This is a genomic window from Nonomuraea sp. B5E05 (assembly GCF_039880665.1).
Lineage (GTDB): Bacteria > Actinomycetota > Actinomycetes > Streptosporangiales > Streptosporangiaceae > Nonomuraea.
Map to the genome: position 1 here is coordinate 35,495 of NZ_JBDPMJ010000040.1, position 21,544 is coordinate 57,038.

Genomic DNA, 21,544 nt, shown 5'->3' on the forward strand with positions numbered 1-21,544 from the left:
CCATCCCTATTTTGAATTAACGTTACGTCAACAAGGAGTATATATGACATCGACACGTCGCACCGTCCTCCTGCGGTCCTCCTGGGCGACGGTGAACATCGGCGACGTGGCTCACTCCCCTGGCGTGGTGCGGGCGTTTCAGCGGTTCGCCCCCGAGGTCGAGGTCATCCTCTGGCCGGTGCGGCTGGAGGAGCGCGAACGATCCATGCTGCGGCACGCGTTTCCCGACGTGCGCGTCGTCGATGGCGCTCTCGGCGCGGACGGGCCGAGCACCCCGGAGCTGGCCGCCGCCATCGACGGCGCGGACGTCCTGATGCACGGATCGGGCGCCGACGCCTTCCAGAGCACCGAGATCGATTGGTGGCGCGAGCACGTGGGCCGCCCGTATGGGTACTTCGGGATCACCGTGGATCCGCTGTGCCCACCGACCATGGCGACGCTGCCGGAGCTGGCACAGATGGTCGATCTGCTCCCACCGTCCTATCTCGAGGACGACGTCAAGGACCGTTTCGACAGCGCCGACTTCGTCTACTGCCGCGAAACGCTGACCCTGGCCACCCTGCGCGGCCAGAAGATAACCGGGCCCGACCTCGCCTTCGGGCCGGATGGCACGTTCGCGTTCGACCACACTGACCCCGTCGCCGCCGCTCGCCTGCTGGAGGGTTTCGGCCTGCGGCCCGGTCGGTTCGCCTGCTTCGTTCCGCGGCTGCGCTACGCCCCCTATGCGAAGATCTACGGCACGGAACCGACCCGCGAGCAGATGCGGCGCGACGCGGTCAACCGGGCCACCGTGACGCACGACCTGGCGGTGCTGGCGGCGGCGATCGAGACCTGGGTACGCGTCAGCGGCCTGCCGGCCGTCGTGGTGCCCGAGATGAGCTATGCCGTCGAGCTCGCTCACGAGCAGCTTCCCAGCCTGCTCAGTCCACAGACGCTCGCTCAGGTCCGGCTCCTGGACCGGTACTGGCCGCTGGAGGAGGCGACCGGGGTCTACGCCGTCTCGTCGCTGGTGGTCAGCATGGAGTGTCATTCGCCGATCCTGGCCGCACGACATGCGATCCCGACCGTCTACCTTCGGCAGCCGACCGAGACCACGAAATCTCAGATGTTCGCCGACCTCGGCGCCCCAGACCTGGTGATCGAGCTCGACCATCGTGCCGCGGCGACGGTCGTCGCGGCGGTCACCGACATCGCGACCGACCCGGCGCCCGCGGTCGCCCGGAGCAGGAGGGTCGCGGCCAATGCCGACGACCGGCTGCGGGCGGCGGTGCAAGCCTGCGTCGCGGGCCGGCCCATCGGCCGGCCTGCACCGGTGGAGACCGGCGATGCGTAGCCTGCGCGACCGCTGGCGGCGCGACCGGGTCCTGCTGCTGCTGGCGCTTCCCGGGGTCACGGCGCTGCTGCTGTTCCACTACCTGCCGCTCGGCGGGAACATCATCGCGTTCCAGGACTTCCAGCCGTTCCTCGGAATCTGGCACAGCCCGTACGTCGGGCTGGACAACTTCGAGCCGGTGCTCACCGGCGACCCGGTGTTCCTCAACGCACTCGTCAACACGCTGATCATCACGCTGATCCAGGTGGTCTTCGTGTTCCCGCTGCCGATCTGCCTCGCGTTGATCCTGAACGCGACCATCAGCGAACGGCTCAAACGCCTCACCCAGTCGATCCTCTACATGCCGCACTTCCTGTCCTGGGTCATCGTGGTCGCCCTGTTCCAGCAGATGTTCGGCAACGGCGGGATGCTCAACGCCTGGCTGCGCTCGGCCGACCTGTCCACGTTCCACATCGTCGGCGTACCCGAGTTGTTCAAACTCATGATCACATCACAGGTGATCTGGAAGGACACCGGCTGGTCGACGATCATCTTCCTCGCCGCACTGTCCAGAGTGGATCCGGCGCAGATGGAGGCCGCGGTGGTGGACGGCGCCTCGGCAGCTCGCCGCCTGTGGCACGTGACCCTGCCCTACATCCGCCCGGTGATCGTCCTGCTGCTGATTCTGCGGCTCGGTGACTCGCTGTCCGTCGGGTTCGAGCAGATCATCCTGCAGCAGGCACAGGTCGGTGCCGGTGCCAGCGAAGTGCTCGACACATACGTCTACAACCACGGGATCGTCGGCGGCGACTGGGGCACCGCGGCCGCGGTGGGGCTGATCAAAGGCATTGTCGGTGTCGCGCTCGTGCTCGGCGCCAACCGGTTGGCCCACGCCCTGGGCGAGCAGGGGGTGTACGCCAAGTGACGAGCCGACCTGTGCCGACTGCGGTGTCCGTGGCGCGTCCCGCCGCGGGCACAGGGCCGCGGCGGCCACGCTCGGGCCGCAGCCAGCGTCCGGTCTGGATGGGCGAGCCCAGCAAGCTGGGGGTCGGTGCGCGGGGACTCGTGCTCGGCCTGGGCTGCCTGGCGGTTTTGGTTCCGTTCTGGGCAGTGCTCATGACCAGCATCGCCTCCCCGGAGGAGGTCAACAGGGCGGGCGGCTTCGTTCTGTGGACGAACGAACCGACGCTGGACTCCTACCGGGCCGTCCTGTCCGGAGGAATCGTCACCCGTGCGCTGCTGGTGAGCGCCGGCATCACCGTGGTCGGCACGGCACTCAGCCTCGTCTCCACGATCGCTCTGGCGTACGCGCTGTCGCGGCCAGGTTCGTTGCTGCAAAAGCCGATCCTGCTGATGACGGTGTTCACCCTGCTGTTCAACCCGGGCATCATCCCGATGTACCTGACGGTCAAACAGCTTGGCCTGCTGGACAGCTACCTGGCACTGATCCTGCCGGTGCTGGTGAACGCGTTCAACGTCATCGTCATGCGCGCGTTCTTCCAGGAAATCCCCGGCGAGCTGCGGGAAAGCGCTTATATCGACGGTGCCGGGGAGATGCGCATCCTGCTGCGGATCGTACTGCCACTGTCGAAGGCGGTCGTCTCCGTGATCGGGCTGTTCTACGCAGTGGCGTACTGGAACGCCTTCTTCTCCGCGATGTTGTACCTCCAGTCGTCGGAAAAGTGGCCGCTGCAACTGGTGCTGCGCACCTACGTCGTCAACAACACCCCGATCGGGTCGGACCAGCTCAGCTCGAACCTGGAGAACCTGCCACCACAGATCTCCGTCCAGATGGCGATTCTTGTCATCTCCGTCCTGCCCATCCTGTTCATCTACCCCTTCATCCAAAAGCACTTCGCCAAGGGACTCATGGTCGGCGCCGTCAAGGGTTGACCGGTCGTCCACGCCATGTGGAAAGGAGACGTCATGGCACCCACCTTCAGCCGCCGCCACGTCCTGGCACTCGGCGCGGCAACGGGGCTGGCCCCGCTGCTCGGGGCCTGCGGCGACGGCAGCCCCAGTTCGCCGAACAGCTCGACCGGGTCGGTCAAGCTGCCCACCTACAAGCCCGTCACCGCGGCCACGCCCGCCCTGGCCGCCGAGCCGGCCGGGGTGTCGCCGGGATACTTCACCTACCCGACCGCCTCCAGCGCCGCATCACAACCGGTGCAGGGCGAAGCCGTCACGGCACTGACGTACACCTACGACCCGATCGCCCCCGCGCTCGGCTCGAACCCCTACTGGCAGAACCTCAACAGCAAACTCGGCACCGAACTGAAGATCACGTACGTCGCCTCGACTGACTACAAGAGCAAGGTCGCCACGACCATTGCCGGTGGCGATCTGCCCGACATGGTGGCTATCCAGGGCGTTGTCCAGCAGATGCCGGCCATGCTGAAGGCGACATTCACCGACCTCACCGAGTACCTGTCCGGGGACGCGGTCCTCGCCTACCCGAACCTCGCCGCCCTGCCCACCGATGCCTGGCGCAGCACCGTCTACGACCAGCGGATCTGGGGCATCCCCGTGCCGCGGGCACGGATCGGCACCGTGCTGTACACCCGGGCCGACCTGCTGGCCGAGGCAGGACTCAGCCTCCAGCCCAATTCGTGGGCCGAGTTCAAGGAGATGGCGGGTGCGCTGACCGACGAGCGGGCCGGTCGGTGGGCGTTCGGACAGATCCCCTTCAACACGATCCTTGAGATGAACGGGATCACCGGCAACTGGCCCGGCGGCGCCGGCGTCTGGCAGGCCGAAGGTGGCGTCTTCACCCACTCCGGGACGACACCGCAGTTCATGCAGGCCCTCGAGGACACCGTCGAGCTGGTGAAGTCGGGGGTGGTGCATCCCGACCACGCGGGCGCGCCCAACACGAAGCGCAACGGGTGGATGCTGGCCGGCACGACCTCGTTCACCATCGGCGGGTACGCCGGGTGGGGCAAGTTTTACGGCCAGGCGAAAGACGTGCCCGGCTTCCGCCTGACCGGCATGCTCTCGCCCACCCGCGACGGCACAGGGACGCAGGTACGCACGCCCGGCCCGACCCTGTCCAGCTTCACCGCCATAGCCAAGACCGACAACGCCAACCGGATCAAGCAGATCCTCCAGGTCCTCGACTGGTTGTGCGCACCCTTCGGCAGCAGCGAGTACCTGGCCCTCCGGTACGGCGTCGAGGGGCAGACGTTCAACCGCAACGGCTCCGACCCGACCCTCACCGAGGCCGGGCGCAGCCAGCTGTTCCTGCCGGTGCGGTACCTCGCCGAAGCATCGCCCGTCATCTACGAGCCGGGCAACCGCCAGGCCGTACAGGACCAGCACGACCACCAGGTCGCCGGCGTCCCGCTCGCCGTCGCGGACCCGACCCTCGGGCTGTACTCGGAGACCGCCGCCAGCAAGGCTGCCAGCGAACAGCAGGAACTGGACTCGGTGCTGCTGGAGATCCAACTGGGGAACAAGCCCGTCTCGGCGTGGCAGCCGGCCATCACGAAGTTCATGGACCGGGTGGGCAACAAGATCAAGGCCGAGTACGAGGAGCAGGCGGGTGGTTGACGTGGACTCAGCTGACACTTTCACGGGGTTAGGGAGAAGACAGTGGTGAGACGGAGCAAGTTACGTTGGTACACGCGTCGTCGGGTCCGCGCGGCGGTCGTGCTGGCTCTGGTGGCGGCGTTTCTGTCGCCGGGCAGTGCCGCCGTCGCCGACATGTCGGATCTCGGCCGGCTGCTCGACCTGACGCGCCCGGGGCTCGGCGCGGTGGCGGCCAAGCTGGCCGCCGGTGATGAAGCGGGCGCCGCGAGCGAGCTCAAGGTGTATTACGCGGGCCGCGCCGACGTCCAGTACCCGCCTCCGGCCGAGGGCCTGGGCGGTGGCGACGCGGGCCCCGACGAGCTCGCGGCGGGGATCTTCCGGTTCGGCTCCGAGACCCGCAACTTCTACAACAGCGCCGAGCAGCGGATCGACGTCGACTGGCAGGACCTTTGGGGTGGGACGCAGACCACCCCGGGCAGCGCGCAGACCTTGATGAGCGACTTCACGTTCATGCCCAAACTGACATTCGCTTACGTGTCCGAGAGTGACCCGGCAAAGCGTGCGGCGTACGCGGCGGCGTGGATGGACATCTCGCTGGACTTCTTCGCCGACAATCAGAGCTGGCCGCAGGGCCGCAACCTGTCGGCAGCCAAGCGGCTCGCCCAGCTGGTCAGCGCGTTCTCCGTGTTCCGGACCGATCCTGGCATCGACGCGAGCGATCTCGTGGCGTACCTGTCCGGCGTGCACGCCACGACGGACTACCTCGTCGGCGTGATGCAGATACACGTCGGAAACAACTGGTACTTGTCGATGGCCCGCTCCGTCCACGCGGCAGCCGTGTTTCTGCCCGAGTTCTCGTCATCGCCTGGCTGGGAGTGGTTCGCGGTGCGCTCGGCCGAGCGGTTCCTGCGCGCGCACGTGAAGGGCGACGGTGTGTACCGCGAGCCGGCGTTCAACTATCAGGCATACGTGGCGGATATGCTCAACTCCGTCATAGCAGTCGCGGATGCCAACGGGCGAACCGTTCCTGAGTCGCTCGTCCAGGGGGCGGACTGGATCGCGGATTCGCTGTTCGCGACCCGTCAGCCGAATCTTGAACCCGCGGCGATCGGCGACACGCCGAACAACTACGCGGGTACGTCGGCCATTCGCAGGAGCGGTGTACGCAACTCCTGGCCCGATTTCACCTGGGTCGCCTCCGGCCGAACGCAGGGGACCGCCCCGACGCTGTCGTCCACGGTGTTTCCGATCAGCTTCGCGGTTCAGCGTTCCGGGTGGGACGCCGATGCCCGGTACATGCTGATCAACAACCAGAATTCCAGTTACACCGCCTCGCATCGGCATCCGGACGACCTCAGCCTGGTGATGGCGGCGTACGGGCGTCCGCTGATCGTCGACTCCGGGGTGGGGGACTACAGCGCGACTCCGACGAACGACTGGATGCGCCGTACCACCGAGGCGCACAACACCATCGAGGTCGACGGACGTCCGCAGACCGCCGGCGTCCCCCGCACAACGTCGCTGTGGCGCTCGAACGCGGGCCTCGACATCTACCGTGGTGCGGCGATGGGCTACCGGCCGGTCGCGCACGATCGCGCGGTCTACTTCGTCAAGCCCGGCTTCTGGGTGGTCTCCGACGACCTCACCGGTGACACCGCCGCGCACAAGTACCGGCAGCTCTGGCACTTCCCCGGTGATCCGGTAACCGTCAACCGCACGACGAAGGTCGCCACGGTCGGGTTCGACACCGTGCCCGGAGCCGCACCCGTTGCCGGCGTGCAGCTCATCCCGGTGGCAACGGCCGGCGCCGCGGTAACCCCCAGGGTCCACAAGAATGGCGCCGTACGCGTCGGCGAGCAGGTACTCACCGACGTCGACTACCTGTCGTACGACTGGTCCTCCACCGGGCCGACGGGACTGGACACGGTCGTGGTTCCCGGCGAGGCCGGCGCGGCGCCCTCGGTGACGGCGAAGCGCATCGCCATGCCCGGGGTGAGTCACTCCGTGGCGACGGCGATGGAGATCGCCCTGCCGGACGCGACCGGACGCTTCTACCTTTCGCGCGAGGCGACTCCCTCGTCGAGGGTGTTCGGGGCCGCCACGACCAACGCCGAGACCGCGTACCTCGAGCGTGCTTCGGGCGGCGGGCTTACCAGATACGCGCTGACCAGAGGGTCGTCGCTGATCGACCACGACAACACCGTTATCAGCGCATCCGCACCGGTGTCCGATATCAGTGTGGAACTGCGCGGCACGACCGCCCGGATCTCGCTTGGGGACCCGTTCACCGGCACGCTCTCCATCAACGCGCCGAACGCGAACGCGGTGACGGTGAACGACACCCCGATCGCGTTCACCCGCACGGGCAACCTCATCACCGTGTCACTCGACGAACACTTTGCCCCGGCACCCGTGCTCAACGACGAGTTCGACGATGCCGCCCTGGACCGCACCGTCCATGACTTCAACGGATCCTTTGGCGGCTGGACGCCGGTCCAGGGGACCTGGGCGCTGACCGGCGCACAGCCTGACACGCAACTGGCACAGACCTCGACTGCGGACATGGTGTCGTTCGCGGCGCTGCAGGACGTACCCGATGACGTGGTCATGGCCGCGGACATCGTTCCCGGGGTACGCGGCCAGACGACCGCCCGTACCGGTCTCGCGTTCCGCTACCACGATTCCCGCAACTACTACCGGGCCGAAGTGCTCAACTCCACGTCGGGAGCGACGCTGAAGCTCGTGAAGATATACAACTCGACGACCACGGTTCTCGCGGAGACCGCACTGCCGATCGGCGCCAACGTCCCGCACAAGCTGGTCGTATCCGCGATCGGGAAGCATCTGAGCGCCAAAGCCGGCGATACGTCGATCTCCGCGGACGACGGACAGTTGCCGACGGGTGGTGCCGCCGCCTTCACGCATCGGCGGGCCGCGACCTTCGACAACATCGTGATCAGGGAAGGGCTCGATCAGGCCAGTTGGCGAGGAATGACAGGGTCCGTGTCCGTCGCCTCGGGCAAGTTGCGCCTCACGCCTGCCGGTGGCCGGGCGCACGTACTGGCCGACTCGACACTGCCGACGCGCTTCTCCGAGGCGTGCGACTATGTCGTGGAGACCACGGTCACGATCGACGGATCCGTCGGTAACGCGGGAATCTCGCTGCGAGACACCACGGACGCGTACGGGTATCGGATCCACGTCGGCAAGACGAGCAACGGAACCCAGTACGCGAGCATCATCCGCGAGGCTCACGCGTCGGGTCCCGTCACAGTGGCCACGGCATCCATCAGCAACCCGTTGACAGGTCCCGTGCGACTGGGTGCGGCGATTCACGGCGACCGCATCACCGTGACGTTGAACGGCGTTCAGATCCTGAAGGGTCGCGACACCGTTGTGCGCAGCGGCGGCGTCGGGCTTTACGCATCCACGGAGAGCTCGTTCGAGAACGTCACTGTCGCTCGGTCCTGCGGGGGGCGGTAGCGCCTGCGGCCACGTTGCCCCCGGCGCCGGCAACCGCTGGGACCACCACGACTAAGTGGTCTCGCTCGTACATCCGTCGGGGGTCACGCGGCCGTCGCCCGCTCCTACCATCTCTACTACGCCGAGGGAGAGCCGGAGCCCGCGCTCTTCGGCGTCGGCACGCCCGGCGACGTCGAGTCGCAGATGACGTACTCCTACGACGGGCTCAACCGGGAAACCGTGCGCCGCTTCCTCACGGGCAGCAACGACGCCCAGGAGAAGCGGCGCGTCACCACCAGCTACGGCGGCGACTGGGTGGCCGTGGACCCGCCCGACGGCGCAACCCCCACGGTCACCGTCACTGACGCCCGAGGTCGCAGGACGGCGCTGCGGCAGCACGACGGCTTCACCGTCGCCGGCTGGGTGACCGCCCAAGGACACACCGCCCCAGCGGCTCATCGCCGCCATCCACACCGTCGCCTCCGGCGACGTCCTGCTCTCACCCACGGCCACCAAACGGTTGATCGAGGCGTTCACCGACCCGCCGACGACCGCGTTCCTTCCGGAACTCGACCGCCTGACCACCCGCGAGACCGAGGTGCTACGCCTGGTCGGCCACGCCCTGTCCAACAGAGAGATCGCCGAACGGCTGTCGGTCAGCGAGGGTACCGTCAAGACACACCTCAACAGGATCATGGGCAAGCTGGGGCTGAGGAGCCGCGCCCAGGTGGTGGTCCTGTCCTACAACGCCGGCCTGGTGAAACCGTCCGTCCGGTAACGGTTCCCGCCGCCGTGGCGGAGACACTGCAGGGCGATATCGGCACCGGTCGCCCAGCAAGGCGCGATGCCCATGCGCGGTCTGTTCTGAAAGTTGTGAATGCCCCTGAGAGGCAAGCGTCAACGGCCCCGCTGAGGGCTGCTGTGGCATAGGACCGTCTCTACGCCTTGAGGGGATTGACAGACCGACTGCTCCCCAATTTATGAGTCCGTAGCTTGAGCACGGGCTGCGGACCTGTCGCAGCAATTAGGGACCTCGTTCCCGGCCGAGGAAGCACGACAGGAGTTGCCTGAAGTCGTGCGGGTGTTCGAGCGCCGGCACGTGCCCGCATCGGCCGAGCACGTACAGACGGACATCGGCCAGGTGTTCGAGCAGGGGCAGGGCTGCCGTCCCGAGCGGGGTGACTCGGTCCTCGGCGCCGTGGACGAGCAGCACGGGCGCGCGGACCCCTGCCAGCGTTTGCGCCGAGAGGGTGAGGTCGTCGGCCCAACGTGCCCTAGGCGGAGGGAACAACGACGCGAATGCGGCCGCTCCCGCTCGCATCGCAGCTGCACGGGCGGCGACGGCCGACTCGGTCACGAGCGCTTGGTCGAGGACGAGACGACTCAACATGTCTCGTGCCCCGATCGGGTCGGCGGGGGCGGCCCAGACCGCGTCGAGTTCGGCGGACAGCGGCGCCCCGGGGGCGCCCATCGTCGAGACCGCCACGACACGGGTGACCTGCTGGGGACGCGCGGCCGCCAACGCCAGCGCCACGGCACCGCCCATGGAGTGGCCCACCACGGCGTAGTGCTCGACACCGAGAGCATCCATCAGGCCCGCGGCCTGCTCCGTCCACAGCCGGAGCCCACCCCTGGAGCCCGTCGGGATTGGTGTACGGCCGAACCCCGCCTGATCAGGAGCCACCAGGTGCCAGGACGTGCCCAGCGCCTGTGCCGTCGTCGCCCAGGCGCCGGATCCGGTCGTACCAGGTCCGGAGCCGTGCAGCATCAGCACCGCGGGCCCGGTGCCGCTCTCCAGGACGTGGACGGGGGAGCCGTCGACTGTGACGGTCCGAAGTGCCGTCACCGGGACAGGCCAGGCGTGCTCATGCCGATGCGGAGTTGATGGACTTCGAGAAGACCTCCATCATCGCCCTGCCGAATTGCGGCATGTCGGGCCACCCCCGGCAGGAGACGAGGTTGCCGTCCACGACGTCGGGAGCGTCGATGACCGTCGCGCCCGCGTTCTCCATGTCACCGGTGATGGGGGGGAAGCACGCCGTCTTCCGCCCTTTCAGCAGCCCGTACACGGCCGGCACCTGCGCGCCGTGGCACACCAGTGCGATCGGGAGATTGCGCGCGAAGAAGTGCTCGGTGATGCGCCTGACGTCGGCGTCGACCCGGATCCACTCGGGAGCACGTCCCCCAGGGATGATGAGGGCGTCATAGCGCTCGACGTCGACCTCGGCCCAGGGCACGTCCACCGGCAGCTTTCGGCCGTTCTTCTCCACGTAGGCGTCGGAGTTGGGGTCGAACTCGTGGATGACCAGCTGAACGTCACGCATCGTCCGTGACGAGACGTCAACGTCCCAGCCGCCCTCCTGCACGCGATAGTAGGGATACATGGTGTCGAGCTCCTCGGCGGCGTCGCCGGTCAGGAGCAGCGCTCTGGGCACCTACTTCTCCTCGCATCTGGGACGGATGAGGTGGATCCAATCCGATCCGATCGGATTGAGTTAGCATTCCTCGACCCGGCCCGCCCGTCAAGCCTCTGCCGCCATTCCGTCCGCGCCCTCGGCCTCGTCGAACAACCGCCGGAACCGCTCGCCGGACAGCAGGATGTGCCGACGCATGGCGTAGGCGGCGGCGTCGGGGTCACGCGCGGCGATCGCGGCCAGAACTTCTTCGTGCTCGGCCATGGCCAGGTGAGTGACCTGGGCGTCGCGGTGAAGCCGGAAAAGGTGCACGTGCGTGTGCAGGCGAGCGAGTGCTTCGCGGATGACCTGGTTCTCCGCGCTCAGGGCGACGAGATCGTGAAAAGCGGCGTCGCGCAGCCCGAAGGCGCCATAGGCCATGGGCCCCTTGCCCCCCTCCAGCTCCGCCATGTCCTCCAGCATTCGTCGCATGCCGGCCACCTGCTCCGAGGATGCGCGTTCAGCGGATCTGCGCGCCGCTGCCGGCTCGAGGAGCAGGCGGACCTCAAGCATGTCCTCGAATCGGTGACGGGTGATCTGGGAGGGAATGCGATAGCCGGCATGGGGCACACGCACGACCAGGCCCTCGGCCTCCATGCGGTTCAGAGCGTCTCGGATCGGCGTCTGTGAGACCCCCAGCTCTCGCGCCAGGACATCGATCGTGACGCGGGAGCCAGGCTCTATCCGTAGCGACATCATCTGTCCGAGCAGCGTGTCGTACACCTCGTCGGCAAGCCGGCCGCGAGATCTTCGCGGCGGCGTTCCGTCCGTCATGGCCTCACGGCGCCGCGCGATCACGGCTTCGTCGTCCATCGTGACGTGAGGTCCTTTCTTGCGTCTTCGGGAACCTGTTGTCATCGGTCGCCATACTGCGGGATGTTGACGCTCCCCATCGGATCGTATAGGAAAGGTGGCGGATGCCAGCCATCCCTCATCCATCGGGGAACCGTCCGCCATCGCTCCGCTTCGATCAGTTGGAGCTTCCATGAGCATGCTCGACGTCCTGCTCGGTTCGCCACCGGGCCGCACAAGGACCGAATTTTCGACTGCTTGAAGCCCCATCACGTCGCGGCGTACTCGTGACTCCGGTCTGCGGGTCAGCCCCTGCGACAGCCGGCGATCCGCCTGAACAAGCCGGCAACCGCTCGGCGAAGCACGCAGCAAGGCTCCAGAAGTCCCCGCCCAGAAAGCAGGCAAGAAGATGCGGTATCCCAAGCGAAGAGGACGACTGTCCGTTCCCGGGCGAAAGGTGCGGCTGGCGACGGCGGCCATGTTGGTGGCCACGGCCGTGGCGGCTTGCGGCGGCGGCCAGGACGACAGCGCCCCCAAGGCACCGGCGACCATCCCGGAGCTCACCAAGGATCCGCTGACCCTCAGCTTCATCTGGTTTGACTGGCCCCCCGCCCACGCGCTGGAAGCCTTCGCGAACGCGGAGTACACCAAGGAGCGGCCGAACGTGACCGTCAAGGTCAAGACCGTGCCGAACGCGAACTGGCACGACGCGATGTTCACCCAGTTCGCCGCGCACAAGACCGACTTCGACATCCCGATCCTGGACTCGCAACACATCGGCGAGGCCGTGACGAACGGCAACATCCTGGACATCACCGACTTCGTCAAGAAGAACATCGACGTCAATGCCTACGACCCGTATCTCCTGGCGGCCTACGGCCAGTTCCCCCAGGCGGAGACCGGGAAACGCGACGAGAACGCCAGCCTGTACGGACTGCCGCTGCTCGGCGACACCTGGACGATGATCTACCGTAAGGACCTGATCGGTGACAAGCCACCGCAGAGCTGGGACGAGATGATCTCAGTCGCCGAGAAGTGCCAGGCGGACAACCCCGGCGTCAGCGGGCTGGCTTTCCACCAGGCCAACGGCTCCGACGCCGCGGCCGTAACCTACAACACGGTCAACGGCGTCTACGGCGGCAACCTCTGGGACCCCAAGACGCGCAAGATCGACGGCGTCCTCAACGACGCTGCGGGCCAGGAGGCGATGGACGTCCTGGTCAACAAGATGAAGCCGCTGACCGCCAAGGGCTCAGGCAACTGGTTCATCGACGAGGTGAACGCGGCGGTCGCCCAGGGCAAGGCATGCATCGCGTTCAACTGGATCGCCGCGAGCGGCGGCCTGCTCGACCCGAAGCAGTCGACCCTCGGCACCACGCGGGAGCAGATCCTCGACAAGCTGGGTTTCGCCACCCTGCCGAGTCAGAAGACGAACCTGGTGCCTCTCGGCGGCATGGGGATGCACGTGTCGGCCTACTCTCCCGAGGCGAACCAGGCGGAGGCCCTGAACTTCATGAAGTGGTTCGAGCAGGCTGACATCCAGAAGCAGTGGGCCGCGGCCGGTGGCGTGCCATCGCGTACGGACGCCCTGGAGTCGCCCGAGTTCCTCGATGCCGCGCCGTTCAACCAGGTGTACACCGACTCGGTTCCGCGGATGCGGGACATGTGGAACATGCCCGAGTACGCGCGCCTCGTCGACATCGAGAACACCAACGTGAACGCGGCTCTCAACGGCGCGAAGACGCCCAAGGAGGCGCTCGACGACATCGCCAAGGAGCAGCAGAGCGTGCTTGACTCCAGCGGCGGCAAGGGCGGCGGCGGACTGTGAGTGACTCCGCCCCCTTGACGACCGACCACCCCGGGCAGGCGGCGTCCGCGACACCGCCTGCACGGGGTCGGTCCCGCCGCCTGAGCGATCGCGGGCTCGCCGTGGCCTTCACCTCGCCCGCGCTGCTGCTGTTGCTCGCGATGTCGGTGTTCCCGTTGCTGTGGGCGTTGTACCTGTCCTTCACCGACTACTCGGCCACTCGCGGAGGGCCCGCCCATTTCGTCTGGTTCGGGAACTACACCGCCATCCTGGCTTCGGAGCAGGTCCACCAGAGGGCCTTGACGACGTTGATCTACGTGGTCGGCGCGGTCGCCCTGCAGACCGTGCTCGGTTTCGCCATCGCCTACCTGATCTCACGGCGCACGCACGGGCGGGGACTGCTGACCACTCTGTTCCTGGTTCCGATGATGTTGTCGCCGGTCGTGGTCGGGTTGTTCTGGCGATTCATGCTCGACGCGCAATTCGGCGTGATCAACAGCATGCTCGGCTCGCTCGGCCTGGGGCAGGTGGAGTGGCTCACCGGGCAGCGAACGGCACTGATCTCCCTGATCCTGGTCGACACCTGGCAGTGGACACCGTTCATCATGCTCATCGCACTTGCGGGCCTGACCGCGGTTCCCAAGTACTTGTACGAGGCCGCCTCGATCGATCGGGCGTCCGAGTGGTTCCGGTTCCGCACCATCACTCTTCCGCTGGTGTGGCCGCTGCTCCTCATCGCCGTGTTGTTCAGAGCCATCGAGGCCTTCCGGCTGTTCGACCTCGTCTACATCCTCACCAGCGGAGGTCCGGGGGTCTCCACCGAGACGTTGTCGTTCCACGTCTACAAGGTCGCGTTCCTGGGCTTCAACACCGGAACCGCCTCGGCGTACGGGATCCTGATGATCCTCGTCGTCATCGTCCTTACGCAGCTCTACCTGCGCTACTTGAACAAGCTCAAGGAGGACTGATGGCAGTCTCCGTCGACGAGGCCGTGTCCGCACGTCCTGCCCGGGATCGCACGTCCCCCGCGCGCCGCTACAGCGGCCGGGGCCGCTCCGCGCTGGAGGTCGCGCTGCTGACCGTGCTGGCCGTCGTGATGCTCTTCCCGGTGCTGTGGATGATCGAGACGTCCATCAAGGAGAACCGGGACGTCTACGCCATCCCGGCCAAGTTCTTCGACTTCAAGGTCACCATGGACCATTTCAAGGACGTGTTCGTCGCCTCCGGCGGCGGCCGTTCGACCTTGTCCGTCTCGTTTCTCAACTCCGTCATGGTCGCCGGGGCCTCCACGGCGCTGGCCACCGTGCTGGGAGTCCCGGCGGCCTGGGCCTACTCACGCTTCGCCATGAAGGCCAAGAAGGACCAACTGTTCTTCATCCTGTCCACGCGCTTCATGCCGCCCGTGGTGGTCGTGATCCCGATCTTCCTCATGTATCGCCAAGTCGGACTCATCGACACCAAGCTCGGCCTGATCCTCATCTACGCCGCGTTCAACGTCCCGTTCACGATCTGGATGATGAAGGGGTTCGTCGACGAGGTGCCCGCGGAGTACGAGGATGCCGCCATGCTCGACGGCTACACCCGCTTGCAGGCGTTCTGGCGATTCACCCTTCCCCTCCTCCTGCCCGGCATCGCCGCGACGGCGGTCTTCGCACTCATCTTCTCGTGGAACGAGTTCGTGTTCGCCATCTTCCTGACCTCCAGCGACAACGTGCGGACGGCCCCACCCGCCATCGCCGGCCTCATCGGTGGAACCACCGTGGACTGGGGTCTCGTGGCCGCCGCCTCCGTGGTGTTCGCCCTACCGGTGCTCGTCTTCGCCTACCTGGTGCGCAAGCACCTCGTCGCCGGTGTGACACTCGGGGCGGTGCGACGCTGATGGCGGGGATCGAGGTGACCGCCCTGCACAAGCGCTACCCGGACGGGACGGTCGCAGTTGACCACGTGGACCTGTCCATCAACGACGGCGAGCTGTTCGTGATGCTCGGCCCTTCGGGTTGCGGCAAGACGACCACGCTGCGGGCCATAGCCGGCCTGGAGAGGCAGACGACGGGCGACATCCGCATCGGCGACACGCTGGTCAACGACCTGCCGCCCGCCGAGCGCGACATCGCCATGGTGTTCCAGTTCTACGCTCTCTACCCGCATCTGAGAACCCGCGACAACCTGGCGTTCCCACTGCGGGCCGAGGGACTGCCCAAGGCGGAGGTGCGCGAGCGGGTCGACGAGGCCGCCCGGCTGATGCGGCTCGGTCCGCTCCTGGACCGGCGGCCGCGCCGGCTGTCCGGCGGGGAGCAGCAGCGCGTCGCGCTTGCTCGCGCCCTGGTACGACGACCGCGCGCATTCCTCATGGACGAACCTCTCACCAATCTGGACGCGGAGCTGAGGGCGGACATGCGCACGGAGATCAAGCACCTGCAGGGGGAGCTGGGGACGACGATGGTCTACGTCACCCACGACCAAGTCGAGGCCATGTCGCTCGGTCACAGAATCGCCATCCTCAACAAGGGCCGCGTCGAGCAGATCGGCACGCCGCTGGAAGTCTACGACCGCCCGGCGAGTCTCTTCTGCGCCGCATTCATCGGCTCCCCGCCGATGAACCTGATCGAGGTGGAGGTGGCCGACGGGAAGCTGCGCAGTCAGGGCGGACTGGTCCTCACGCCACCGCCAGGCCTGCCGCGCGACCGTCGCATGGTCGCAGGCGTCCGGCCGGAGGCGCTGGAAGTCACAGAACCAGGGGCGGAACGTTCGGTCCCGGCCCGCGTGGTCTCGGCGGAGTGGCTGGGCGACGAAATCATCTACGTGGTCGACCACGGAGGCCGGCGCGACGTACGGGTTCGGATGCCGCCGACTGTCCGTTTCGCCGCTGACGCACCGGTCGGGCTGCGGCACACCGGCGGGACCCCGGCGGTCTACGACGTGAGCACGGAAGAGCTGGTGGCCTGATGGGAACCGTGGCAGTGCATGGGCTGTGCAAGTCCTTCGGTAATGTCCAGGCCCTGGACGGGGTGACGCTGGACGTGCCGGACGGATCGTTTTTCGTCGTGCTCGGACCCTCCGGGGCAGGCAAGACGACGACCCTGCGAGCGATCGCCGGCCTTGAGAAGCTTGACGCCGGGTCGGTGCATCTGGACGGGAGGGACGCGACCGGTGACGCCCCGGCCGCCCGCGACCTGGCCATGGTCTTCCAGAACTACGCCCTCTACCCGCGACACACGGCGTACGAGAACATCGCTTCGCCGCTGCGGGCACGCCGCTGTTCTTCGAGCGAGATCGCCGCTGCCGTCGAGCAGATGTCGAGCCTGCTGCACATCGAACGTCTGCTGCAGCGTCGTCCGGCGCAGTTGTCGGGCGGTGAGATGCAGCGTGTCGCCCTGGCCCGGGCGCTGGTCCGTCGCCCACGCGCGTTTCTCATGGACGAGCCGCTGACGAACCTCGACCTCAAGCTCCGCGTCGAGATGCGCACCGAGCTCACCCGCATCCATCGCAGCCTCGGAGCAACCTTCGTCTACGTGACCAACGACCAGGTCGAGGCCCTGTCCATGGCCGACCAGGTCGCGGTCCTCAAGGAGGGGAAGGTGCAACAGGTCGGAACGCCGACCGAGGTGTACGAGCGTCCAGCCAACCAGTGGGTCGCGGGATTCGTCGGGAGCCCGCCGATCAGCCTGCTCGCCTGCCACGCCGAGGGAGATCGTCTGGTCGGGGCGGAAGGCTGGACCCTGCCGCGGCCCCGCTGGACCACGGCTGAGGACGGTCGTCCGCTGCTGCTGGGCCTGCGCGCGGAGGACCTGTCCGTCGAGCAGCGTGGGGACGCGTCGTTGTCGGGTGAGCTCTACGGCCTTGAGCCGCTCGGTGACCGAACGGTGGTCGACGTCCGAGTGGGGACGGAGATCCTCAAGGTCAAGGCACGAACCACCGTTACCGGTACGCCGGGCGAGCGGCTGCTTGTCACGGTCGACCTGGACCGTGCGCACCTGTTCGATGCGGGCACCGGGCTGGCACTGTCCGAGGCCGGGAGGTAACCGCGCAGGGCGGCTACGTCAACATGCGCCGGCACGTGGCAAGCGAGCCTCGGCGGACCGTCACCGGTGAGCACGGCCTGACGACGCTGAAGCAGCCATGGCCGCGAGAAGGCGATCGGTGGCGCGGGGCGTCGCCCTGCAGCCAAGGCCACGTTCGACCCGCTCGGCAACCTCGAGCCCGACGAGGTCGAGTGACCCGTTCGTCAACGCGCGAGGCGCGATCGCTGAGGTCACGCCGGACATCACCAAGAACATCACAGGAGGCGACGCAATGAGTGACCCGATGAACGTCCTGGCCCCCGAGCACCGGCGGCTCCGGATTGGCGACGCCTGGCGCGAGGCCGCCGGCGCAGCCACCTTTGTCGTCGAGGACCCGGCCACCGGCAAGACCATCGCCGAGGTGGCGGACGCCGACGTCGTTGACGGGCTTGCCGCTCTGGACGTGGCGAGCAAGGCAATGGCGGAGTGGGCGGCGACCCCGCCGCGAAAACGGTCAGAGTTGTTGACCGCGACATACCGGGCACTGACCGAGCGTTCCGAGGAGGTCGCCCGGCTGATAACGCTCGAGATGGGCAAGCCGCTCGCCGAGGCTCGGGGAGAGGTGGCCTACGGCGCCGAGTTCTTCCGTTGGTTCGCCGAGGAGGCGGTGCGCGTCGAGGGGCGCTACAACACCGCTCCCGCTGGTGGATATCGCATCCTCACCGTGCCGAAGCCGGTCGGACCGTGCGTCTTCGTGACGCCCTGGAACTTCCCGTTGGCCATGGGTGCCCGCAAGATCGCTCCTGCGCTGGCGGCGGGCTGCACGACCATCACCAAGCCGGCCGCCCAGACGCCACTCACCATGCTGTTCCTGGCCCGCATCATGGAGGAGGTCGGCGTTCCCCCGGGCGCCGTCAACGTCGTGACAACCAAGCGTGCCGGCGAGGTGGTCTCAGCACTGCTGGCCGACCGTCGGACCCGCAAGCTTTCGTTCACCGGGTCGACCGAAGTCGGGCGCGTGCTGCTACGACAGGCGGCGGACAACGTGCTGCGCACCTCCATGGAACTGGGCGGCAACGCGGCCTTGATCGTGTGTGCCGACGCGGACCTGGACGTCGCGCTCGACGGTGCCATGGTGGCCAAGATGCGCAACATCGGGGAATCCTGCATCGCGGCCAACCGAATCTACGTCGAGGAGCCGGTGCGCGAGGAGTTCACGGCGCGCTTCGCCAAGCGGATGGGCGCGCTCTCGGTGGGTCATGGTCTCGACGACGGCGTGGACGTCGGGGCGTTGATCGACGAGGCCTCGGTCACGAAGATCGACGAGCTCGTCGCCGACGCGGTCAATCGCGGCGCCCGTGTCTTGGTGGGCGGCGAGCGTCCAGATGGGCCAGGCTACTTCTACCCGCCCACGGTCCTCGTCGACGTGCCCGAAGACGCGCGGATGCTGGAGGCGGAAATCTTCGGCCCGGTGGCGCCGATCATCTCGTTCACGTCCGACGACGAGGTAATGGCGAAGGCCAACGACACCGAGCACGGTCTGGTCGGATACGTCTTCACCCGTGACCTCCAGCGGGCGCTCCGGTTCACCGAAGGGCTGGAGACGGGGATGGTCGGCATCAACCGTGGTCTGATCTCGGACCCGTCAGCTCCGTTCGGAGGCGTGAAGCAGTCCGGGATCGGCAAGGAGGGATCGCACGAGGGCATCCTTGAGTACCTCGACGTCACCTACGCGGCGATCGACCTACCGTGACCGGCCTGCTGCTCCTGGTGCCCGCCGAGGATCACCGCGCCCTGTGCACACATGACCTGACCGGCCTCCACCCGTGGGGCGGGACCCGGGCCATGGCCGGTACGGATCCGCCGGCACCCGGGCACGACCGAGTCTGGGAGCCCGGCGCGCGCGCCTGCGCCACCCGGCAGCCAACCTTGCCGACGCCGTCCCGGTCTCGCAGGTGACCTGGACGTCCGCCCAGCAAATCACCGCCGACGTTCCAGAGAGGCACTGACATGCTTGAGACCGTCCGCGGACCACGCCAGCTGATAGTGGGCGAAGGGGTCGCGCAGAACATCCCACGAGTGGTGGCCGAGTGTGGCTCGCGAGTCCTCATCGTGACCGACCGGGTTATTCTGGGGCAGCCGGGCGTGGCCGAGATCGTGGCCGCCGTGCGGGAGAAGGTCGAAGTCGTCGGGGTGTTCGCCGACGCGACTCCGGACGTGCCACTCGCCGATGTCGCCCTGGCCGTCTCGGCCGCCGCAGAGGTGGACGCCGACGTAATCCTCGCCATCGGGGGTGGCACGGTGATCGACCTCGCCAAAATCGTCGGCGTCATCCGGTGCCACGGTGGGACGCCGCGCGACTTCTACGGCGAGTCGAAGGTGCCGGGGCCGACGATTCCTCTCGTCGCGGTCCCGACGACGTCAGGCACCGGCTCCGAGCTCACGCCCGTCTCGGTGCTGACCGACCCGGACCGCGAGCTGAAGGTGGGGGTCTCCAGCGTCCACATCGTGCCCGACTTCGCCATCGTCGACCCCGAGCTCACCTACACCTGCCCTGCGACCGTCACTGCCCACTCAGGCATCGACGCGTTCTGTCACGCGGTGGAGAGCTACACCGCGCGACCCCGGGCCCACGGACCACGCGATCCGGTGGAGCAGGTCTTCCTCGGCCGCAACCCGATCACCGATCACTACGCGCTCCTGGCCGCGGAGCGGATCGCCCGCAGCTTGCCCCATGTCGTCAGGGACGGAGGCGACAAGGACGCGCGCGCGGACATGTCCTATGGGTCCATGCTGGCCGGGCTCGCATTTTCCCACGCAGGAAACGCGGCTCCGCACGCCCTCCAGTACCCCATCGGCGCAGCCACCCACACACCGCACGGCCTGGGCGTCGGGCTGCTGCTGCCCTACGCGCTGGACGCGGCCAGGGATGCCATCGGTGACCGGTTGGCCATCCTCGCCGGGGTGTGCGGGCTCGACGTGACCGACGCCTCGGATGCCGAGGCCGCGGATACGTTCCTCACCTGGCTCGACGGGCTCCTTGCCGACATCGGCATCCCTACTACCTTGGCGGACATTGGCGTGGCACGCGCCGACCTCCCACGCTTCGCGGAGATGGCCAGTGGTGTCACCCGCTTGATCCAGAACCATCCAGGCCCGACCGACACCGCCAGCCTGACCGCGATCCTCGAAGCGGCCTGGCTCGGGGACCGGACCCGACACGTCCTGACTCCGGAGCAGAGACAGTGAGGGACCTTTCACATGACGACGAGTTCGGGTATCGGAATTGTCGGCTACGCCTTAATGGGAGCCGCCCATTCCCAGGCCTGGCGCACGGCTGCGCGCCCACCAGGCCGGCTGCGGCCACAACAGCCACAACCCCACCGGTTCAGTCGATGGCCAGGAACTCGTAGTACTGGTATTCGCTCGTGCTCTCATCCGGCCCAGCGGCGGAACGCGTGGATCCATTCGGCTCCGGCGGGTGGTGGGTCGGGCAGCGCCAGCTCATCCAGATGATCGTCATGGGGGCGGCGAGTCACAGCAGGACACGATACTCCCGGAGAGAATTCCAGTGATCACACTCGGGGCAAGGGGATTGCTGGCTGTCAGGGCTGTGCGGGGGTGATGTCGGTGTGAGGGAAGTCCTCACCTTTGAAGAGCAGGGGCTTGCGCTGGAATCGATGATCATACGGGAAGGCCGGTGTCCGGGTCGTACAGATCCTCAACGGACAGTCGGTCTCGACCGAGGTGAGTTCGCATGCCGGCGGCGATGCTCAGGATGCGTTCGGCTCTGCCAGCGGCTTCGGAGCGGCGTTCCAGCGCTTCCAGACGGCGTTCGAGCACTTGAGCGGCGTGCTGGGTTTCCTCGGCCAACCGGATGACCCGGCGGGCGAGGTCATGAATGGGCTCGTGTTCGAGGTCCACGCTCACCGTCGCTCAACTCCCTCCGTCGCAGGCGCCTGTGTTGCACCTTCAGCGTAACTGGTAGCCGAGCCTTACTCGCGCCGATGGGCAGCATCCGTCCGCGTCACAAGGCTCTCGTCGAGTCAGAGGTTCTCTCAGGCCTGGATCCACGGTTTGAAATCTGATGCTGGTGTTGTGAAATGCGGCGAGGTGCCCTCTGAACTGGGAAGATTGGAGTTCTCTACGCTTCAATCAGCCAGCCCAGGAAGGCACCTCGTAAGTGCGA

18 protein-coding genes are annotated in these 21,544 nt (G+C 67.2%); 13 read left to right on the forward strand and 5 right to left on the reverse strand.

The window, feature by feature from the left end; all coding sequences use genetic code 11:
* Positions 1-43 precede the first annotated feature (43 nt).
* The 6 genes from ABGB01_RS41795 to ABGB01_RS41820 all read left to right on the forward strand — a co-directional run bounded on the left by ABGB01_RS41795 (position 44) and on the right by ABGB01_RS41820 (position 9,080).
* Positions 44-1,333 carry a polysaccharide pyruvyl transferase family protein gene (locus tag ABGB01_RS41795; RefSeq protein ID WP_347779517.1) on the forward strand — a complete coding sequence of 430 codons (1,290 nt, stop codon included), beginning with the start codon at positions 44-46 and terminating at the stop codon, positions 1,331-1,333.
* Positions 1,326-2,237 carry an ABC transporter permease subunit gene (locus ABGB01_RS41800; protein ID WP_347779519.1) on the forward strand — a complete coding sequence of 304 codons (912 nt, stop codon included), beginning with the start codon at positions 1,326-1,328 and terminating at the stop codon, positions 2,235-2,237. Before ABGB01_RS41795 ends, ABGB01_RS41800 begins: the two co-directional genes overlap by 8 nt.
* A 98-nt stretch (positions 2,238-2,335) precedes the next feature.
* Complete coding sequence (locus ABGB01_RS41805) at positions 2,336-3,205, forward strand: carbohydrate ABC transporter permease (RefSeq protein ID WP_347779520.1); 870 nt, start codon at positions 2,336-2,338, stop codon at positions 3,203-3,205.
* Between the two features lie 33 nt (positions 3,206-3,238).
* A complete protein-coding gene (locus ABGB01_RS41810) occupies positions 3,239-4,861 on the forward strand; it encodes an extracellular solute-binding protein (protein WP_347779522.1) in 1,623 nt (540 codons plus the stop codon).
* A gap of 99 nt (positions 4,862-4,960) precedes the next feature.
* Entirely contained in the window at positions 4,961-8,323 is a 3,363-nt protein-coding gene (locus ABGB01_RS41815; RefSeq protein WP_347779524.1) for an alginate lyase family protein, read from the forward strand.
* 499 nt (positions 8,324-8,822) lie between these two features.
* Complete coding sequence (locus tag ABGB01_RS41820; protein ID WP_347779526.1) at positions 8,823-9,080, forward strand: response regulator transcription factor; 258 nt, start codon at positions 8,823-8,825, stop codon at positions 9,078-9,080.
* Between the two features lie 246 nt (positions 9,081-9,326).
* On the opposite strand, the gene ABGB01_RS41825 is transcribed toward ABGB01_RS41820, so the two are convergent.
* The 3 genes from ABGB01_RS41825 to ABGB01_RS41835 form a co-directional block, all read right to left on the reverse strand.
* A complete protein-coding gene (locus ABGB01_RS41825) occupies positions 9,327-10,148 on the reverse strand; it encodes an alpha/beta hydrolase (protein ID WP_347779527.1) in 822 nt (273 codons plus the stop codon).
* Between the two features lie 19 nt (positions 10,149-10,167).
* Positions 10,168-10,737: a DJ-1/PfpI family protein gene (locus ABGB01_RS41830; RefSeq protein ID WP_138666282.1), complete on the reverse strand. Its 570-nt coding sequence runs from the start codon at positions 10,735-10,737 to the stop codon at positions 10,168-10,170.
* An 87-nt stretch (positions 10,738-10,824) separates the two neighbouring features.
* Positions 10,825-11,568: a GntR family transcriptional regulator gene (locus tag ABGB01_RS41835; RefSeq protein ID WP_347779528.1), complete on the reverse strand. Its 744-nt coding sequence runs from the start codon at positions 11,566-11,568 to the stop codon at positions 10,825-10,827.
* 436 nt (positions 11,569-12,004) lie between these two features.
* Between ABGB01_RS41835 and ABGB01_RS41840 the strand changes: the two genes are divergently transcribed.
* The 7 genes from ABGB01_RS41840 (at position 12,005) to ABGB01_RS41870 (ending at position 20,604) form a co-directional block, all read left to right on the forward strand.
* Complete coding sequence (locus tag ABGB01_RS41840; protein WP_347779530.1) at positions 12,005-13,375, forward strand: extracellular solute-binding protein; 1,371 nt, start codon at positions 12,005-12,007, stop codon at positions 13,373-13,375.
* 101 nt (positions 13,376-13,476) lie between these two features.
* Complete coding sequence (locus ABGB01_RS41845) at positions 13,477-14,322, forward strand: sugar ABC transporter permease (protein ID WP_347779532.1); 846 nt, start codon at positions 13,477-13,479, stop codon at positions 14,320-14,322.
* The gene (locus ABGB01_RS41850; protein ID WP_347779533.1) at positions 14,322-15,233 is read left to right on the forward strand and encodes a carbohydrate ABC transporter permease; all 912 of its coding nucleotides are present in this window, start codon (positions 14,322-14,324) and stop codon (positions 15,231-15,233) included. The genes ABGB01_RS41845 and ABGB01_RS41850 overlap by 1 nt, the downstream gene beginning before the upstream one ends.
* Entirely contained in the window at positions 15,233-16,300 is a 1,068-nt protein-coding gene (locus ABGB01_RS41855) for an ATP-binding cassette domain-containing protein (RefSeq protein WP_347779534.1), read from the forward strand. The genes ABGB01_RS41850 and ABGB01_RS41855 overlap by 1 nt, the downstream gene beginning before the upstream one ends.
* Positions 16,300-17,376, forward strand: coding sequence for an ABC transporter ATP-binding protein (locus tag ABGB01_RS41860; RefSeq protein WP_347779535.1), 1,077 nt, complete (start codon positions 16,300-16,302; stop codon positions 17,374-17,376). The genes ABGB01_RS41855 and ABGB01_RS41860 overlap by 1 nt, the downstream gene beginning before the upstream one ends.
* A 271-nt stretch (positions 17,377-17,647) precedes the next feature.
* Positions 17,648-19,108, forward strand: coding sequence for an NAD-dependent succinate-semialdehyde dehydrogenase (locus tag ABGB01_RS41865; protein WP_347779536.1), 1,461 nt, complete (start codon positions 17,648-17,650; stop codon positions 19,106-19,108).
* Between the two features lie 257 nt (positions 19,109-19,365).
* Entirely contained in the window at positions 19,366-20,604 is a 1,239-nt protein-coding gene (locus ABGB01_RS41870) for an iron-containing alcohol dehydrogenase (RefSeq protein ID WP_347619561.1), read from the forward strand.
* A gap of 139 nt (positions 20,605-20,743) precedes the next feature.
* Here the strand turns inward: ABGB01_RS41870 and ABGB01_RS41875 are convergent, their stop codons facing one another.
* Positions 20,744-20,878 carry a hypothetical protein gene (locus tag ABGB01_RS41875; protein WP_347779538.1) on the reverse strand — a complete coding sequence of 45 codons (135 nt, stop codon included), beginning with the start codon at positions 20,876-20,878 and terminating at the stop codon, positions 20,744-20,746.
* A gap of 161 nt (positions 20,879-21,039) precedes the next feature.
* Positions 21,040-21,285, reverse strand: coding sequence for a hypothetical protein (locus ABGB01_RS41880; protein ID WP_347779539.1), 246 nt, complete (start codon positions 21,283-21,285; stop codon positions 21,040-21,042).
* Between the last annotated feature and the right edge of the window lie 259 nt (positions 21,286-21,544).